This is a genomic window from Promicromonospora kroppenstedtii DSM 19349 (assembly GCF_000515355.1).
GTDB classification, from domain to species: domain Bacteria; phylum Actinomycetota; class Actinomycetes; order Actinomycetales; family Cellulomonadaceae; genus Promicromonospora; species Promicromonospora kroppenstedtii.
The window spans coordinates 73,785-78,345 of sequence record NZ_KI911759.1; the positions used below are offsets into that span (position 1 = coordinate 73,785).

General features: G+C 72.6%; 2 protein-coding genes and 1 pseudogene. 1 reads left to right on the forward strand and 2 read right to left on the reverse strand.

Going from position 1 to position 4,561, the window contains the following annotated elements:
* Positions 1–65: 65 nt before the first annotated feature.
* The gene (locus tag PROKR_RS27030) at positions 66–1,256 is read right to left on the reverse strand and encodes a cytochrome P450 family protein (RefSeq protein WP_036970112.1); all 1,191 of its coding nucleotides are present in this window, start codon (positions 1,254–1,256) and stop codon (positions 66–68) included.
* 113 nt (positions 1,257–1,369) lie between these two features.
* Positions 1,370–3,102 (reverse strand): annotated as a pseudogene (gene poxB, locus PROKR_RS27035) (ubiquinone-dependent pyruvate dehydrogenase).
* 163 nt (positions 3,103–3,265) lie between these two features.
* Here poxB and PROKR_RS27040 point away from each other — a divergent pair.
* Positions 3,266–4,267 (forward strand): prenyltransferase/squalene oxidase repeat-containing protein, encoded by a 1,002-nt coding sequence (locus PROKR_RS27040; RefSeq protein WP_036969979.1) that lies wholly within the window; start codon positions 3,266–3,268, stop codon positions 4,265–4,267.
* Positions 4,268–4,561: the final 294 nt, after the last annotated feature.

The window sequence follows — 4,561 nt, forward strand, 5'->3', positions numbered from 1 at the left end:
CGGGCCACCGACCGCGGGGCGTTCCGCTGAGCGGACCCCGCGGCCGGCAGCCCGGGCCCGGCTGACTAACCCAGCACCGCGGGCAGCCGCACCGGCCCGTTGGCGACGAACCCGGGCACCTGGCCGTGGTCGCCGTCCGGCTCGACGAGCCGCAGGTCGGGGAAGCGCTCGAAGAGCGCCCGCAGGGCGGTCTCGGCCTCCAGGCGCGCCAACGGCTCGCCCACGCAGTGGTGCGCGCCGGCACCGAAGGCGAGGTGCGTGCGGTCGGCCCGTGCGGGGTCGAAGACCGCGGGTTCGCCGTGCACGGCGTCGTCGCGCCCCGGGGCGCCGAACACGGCGATGATCGGGTCACCCTTGGCGATCGGCACGCCGCCGAGCTCGAGGTCCTCGACCGCGAACCGCAGCGGGATGTAGATCACCGGGGGTGCCACGCGCAGCGTCTCGTCGACCACGGCCGACCAGGTCACCTCGCCGGAGCGGACGGCGGCCAGCACGTCCGGGTGGGTCAGCAGCAGCTTGATGGCGGAGGCCAGCAGGTTCACGGTGGTCTCGTGGCCGGCCACGAGCATGAGGTTCGCGGTCGAGACGGCCTCGTCGTCGGGCAGCTCGGCCGCGACCGTGCTGATCAGGTCCTCGCCCGGCCGCTCGCGCTTGTCGTGGACGAGCGCCGTCAGCATGGAGCGCAGCTCGAGCTGGGCGGCGCCCTGGGCCTCGCGTGACGCGCCGGTGTCGATCAGGGTGTCGGCGCACCGGCGCATGTCGGCGCGCTGGTCGTCCGGCACGCCCAGCAGGTCGCAGATCACCTCGACCGGGATCGTCGCGGCGAAGATCTCGCGCAGGTCCACCTCGGCGCCGCCCTTGCCGGCGTCGGCCAGGGCTTCCAGCGCCGCGGTGGTGGCCGCCGTGACGCACGGCTCCATCGCCCGGGTCCGGCGGGCCGTGAACGAACGCGCCGCCACCTTGCGCATCGCCCGGTGCTCGGTGCCGTACGCGTTGAACATCGACCGCCCGGTCACCCACGTGTACAGCGGCCACTGCGGCGTGATGTCGCCGTCGAGCAGTGCCACCCAGTGCTGCCGGGCGTCCTTGGAGATGTTGGGGTCCACCAGCATCGGGCGCAGCAGGGCCAGGTCGGTCACGGCCCACGCCTCCACGCCGCCGGGCAGTGCGACCCTGGTGACGGGCCCCCGTTCCCGCAGCCGCGCTACCTCTTCCAGCGGCGCCCTGCCGGTGGCATCCAGGACCAGCGTCTCCACGAGCACTCCTCACGACGAAACGACCTATTGCGGGACCAGTCAGTGGCCCAGTCTTTGTCGTGCTGCCCGCTTTGTCCACATCCGGGCGGGTGATCGGCGGAGCTGATCCTCCGTCAGTCGAAAAGACGTCGGAACACGTTCGTGTCCGCGAGGTCGACCAGCTCGTCGCCGCGCCCCGACATGATGGTGCGGATCGCGTACAGCGTGAAGCCCTTGACCTGCTGGACGTTGACCGCCGGCGGGATGGACAGCTCCTGGCGCGCGGTGACGACGTCGACCAGCGCCGGGCCGTCGTGCTCGAACGCCTCGCGCAGGGCGCCCTCCAGGTCGTCGGGCTGCTCCACCCGCACGCCGTGGATGCCCATCGCGTTCGCCACGTCGGCGAAGTCGGGGTTGTCGAGCTCGGTGCCGTAGTTCACGAACCCGGCGGCCTTCATCTCGACCTCGACGAAGTTCAGGGACGAGTTGTTGAACACCACGACCTTCACGGGCAGCTTGTTCTGCCGCAGCGTGAGCAGCTCGCCCAGCAGCATGCCGAGGCCGCCGTCGCCCGCCAGCGCGACCACCTGCCGGTCCGGGAACGCGGACTGCGCGCCGATCGCGTGCGGCAGGGCGTTGGCCATCGTGCCGTGGTTGAACGAGCCGATCAGCCGCCGCCGGCCGTTCATCGTCAGGTAGCGCGCGGCCCACACGACGGGGGAGCCGACGTCGGGGATGAACACGGCGTCGTCGCTCGCCAGCTCGCTCACCAGCCGCGCGACGTACTGCGGGTGGATGGGCTCGCGGTTGCGGTCGTTGTCGGCCAGCTCGTCGAGGCTCTTGCGGGCCCGCGTGTAGTGCTTGATCGAGGAGTCGAGGTGCCGGCGGCTGCTCTTGTCGTCCAGCCGTGGGAGCAGGGCCTCGATCGTGTCGCCGACGTCGCCCACCAGGCCCAGGTCGATCGGCGTGCGCCGGCCGAGCTGCTCGCCGCGGACGTCGACCTGCACCACCTGCGCCTTGGACGGGTAGAACTGCGGGTACGGGAAGTCGGTGCCGAGCATGAGCAGCGCGTCGCAGCTCTCCATGGCGCGGTAGCCGGAGGCGAAGCCGAGCAGGCCCGTCATGCCGACGTCGTACGGGTTGTCGTACTCCAGGAACTCCTTGCCGCGCATCGCGTGCACGATCGGCGCCTTGAGCTTCTCGGCGATCTGCAGCACCTGCCGGTGGGCGCCCTCGGTCCCGGCGCCGCCCAGGATGGTCACCCGCCGGGCTTCGTTCAGGATCTGCGCCGCGATCCCGAGCTCGTGCTCGCCGGGACGCACCACGGGCTGCGCGGCCCGGATCGGCGCGGACTTCCTGCGGCCCACGTTCTCGGCCAGGAAGATCTCGCCCGGTACGACGACGACCGCGACGCCGCGCTTCTCGACGGCGGTGCGCATCGCGATCTCGAGCACGCGTGGGAGCTGCTCGGGCAGGCTCACGAGCTCGGTGTAGACGCTGCACTCGCGGAACAGCTCCTGCGGGTGGGTCTCCTGGAAGTAGGTGCTGCCGATCTCGGTCGCGGGGATGTGCGCCGCGATCGCGAGCACGGGCACCCGGCTGCGGTTGGCGTCGTACAGGCCGTTGACCAGGTGCAGGTTGCCGGGCCCGCAGCTGCCCGCGCACACCGTGAGCTCCCCGGTCAGCGCGGCCTCGGCGGCCGCCGCGAACGCCGCCGCCTCCTCGTGCCGCACGTGCTGCCAGGCCACCTTGTGGTGCGGCGGATCGCGTCGGTGAACCCGTTCAGCGAGTCACCCGGCAGGCCGTAGACGCGTTCCACCCCCGCGTCCTCGATGATCTCGACGATGGTCTCGGCAACGTTCGTCATGGGTGCGCCCCCTGGCCGATCGGCGTTCGCGCTGCTCGGGCGGTGCTCCCGGTCAGCAGGTCCCGTCGAACGTATGCCGCGGCCCACCGCGTCGCAACGCCGGGCGGCGGGTCACCCGCCACTTGCGTGGAACCGGCGGGCCGCGCGTCCTACGCTCGGGGGTATGGCCTCCGTACCGGTGTCCGACGACGTGGCGGCGTGGCTGCTCGACAGCGACCCGGCACTGCGCTGGCAGGTCGAGAAGGACCTGCTGCGCGCGCCCGCCGAGGTCTGGCAGGCCACGCGGGCCCGCATCGCGACCGAGGGGTTCGGGGCCCGCCTGCTCGCGCTGCAGGACGAGACCGGCACCTGGGCCGGTGGGGCGTTCTTCCCGGCCGGATTCGACTTCGACGGCCCGGAGGCGCAGCCCGGCGCGGGGCAGCCGTGGACCGCCACCACGTGGTCGCTCAACACCCTGCGCGAGTGGGGCCTGGACCCCGCGGTGCTGCGCGAGCGGGACACCGCGGGTCTGATCGCCGCCAACGCCCGGTGGGAGTACGACGACCTGCCCTACTGGGGCGGCGAGGTCGACGCCTGCATCAACGGGTTCACCCTGGCCAACGGCCTCTGGCTCGGGGCGGACGTCGACGGCGTCGCCGACTGGTTCGTCGCGCACCAGATGGCCGAGGGCGGCTGGAACTGCGAGTGGGTCGAGGGCTCGACGCGTGCGTCGGTGCGGTCCACGCTCAACTCGCTCAAGGGTCTGCTGGCCTACGAGGAGGCGACGGGCGGCACGGACGCCGTCCGTGAGGCGCAGCGGAGGGCCGAGGAGTACCTGCTGGAGCGGCACCTCGTCCACCGGCTGACCACGGGCGAGCCGGTGGCCGACTGGGTGTTCCGGCTCGCCTACCCGTTCCGCGCCTTCTACGACGTGCTCACCGCCACCGACTACTTCCGCGCGGCGTCCCTGCTGCGCGACACGCCGCCCGACCCGCGGGTGGCCGAGGCGGTCGAGCGGGTGCGCTCGCAGCGGCAGCCGGACGGCACCTGGCTGCAGGCCCGGCGCCACCCCGGCCGGGTGTGGTTCGAGGTCGACGTCGACGCGGGGCAGCCGTCGAAGTGGCTCACGTTCCACGCGGCGCGCGTGCTCGGCTGGTGGGACGACTCGGTGCACGGGAGCTGCTGAGGCACGTCCGGCCAGTACCGACCGCGGCCGCCGACCGATCACTTTCGATCAGAATGTTGACCTCGGCGCGCCCCGCGACCTACGTTCGGCCGGAGCACAGCGGGGATGGTCGGCCGAACCGATCATGAACGATCATCGGTGATCGTCGCCTCGCGTGCCGGACCAGTCAACGACGACGACGGAGAGTGCCCCGATGCCACGTCCCCACCGCCGCACGGCCAGATCCACCGCGGTCGCCGCCGCCCTCGCCCTCACCGCCGGCGGCCTGCTGGCGCCGTCGGCCACCGCGAGCGC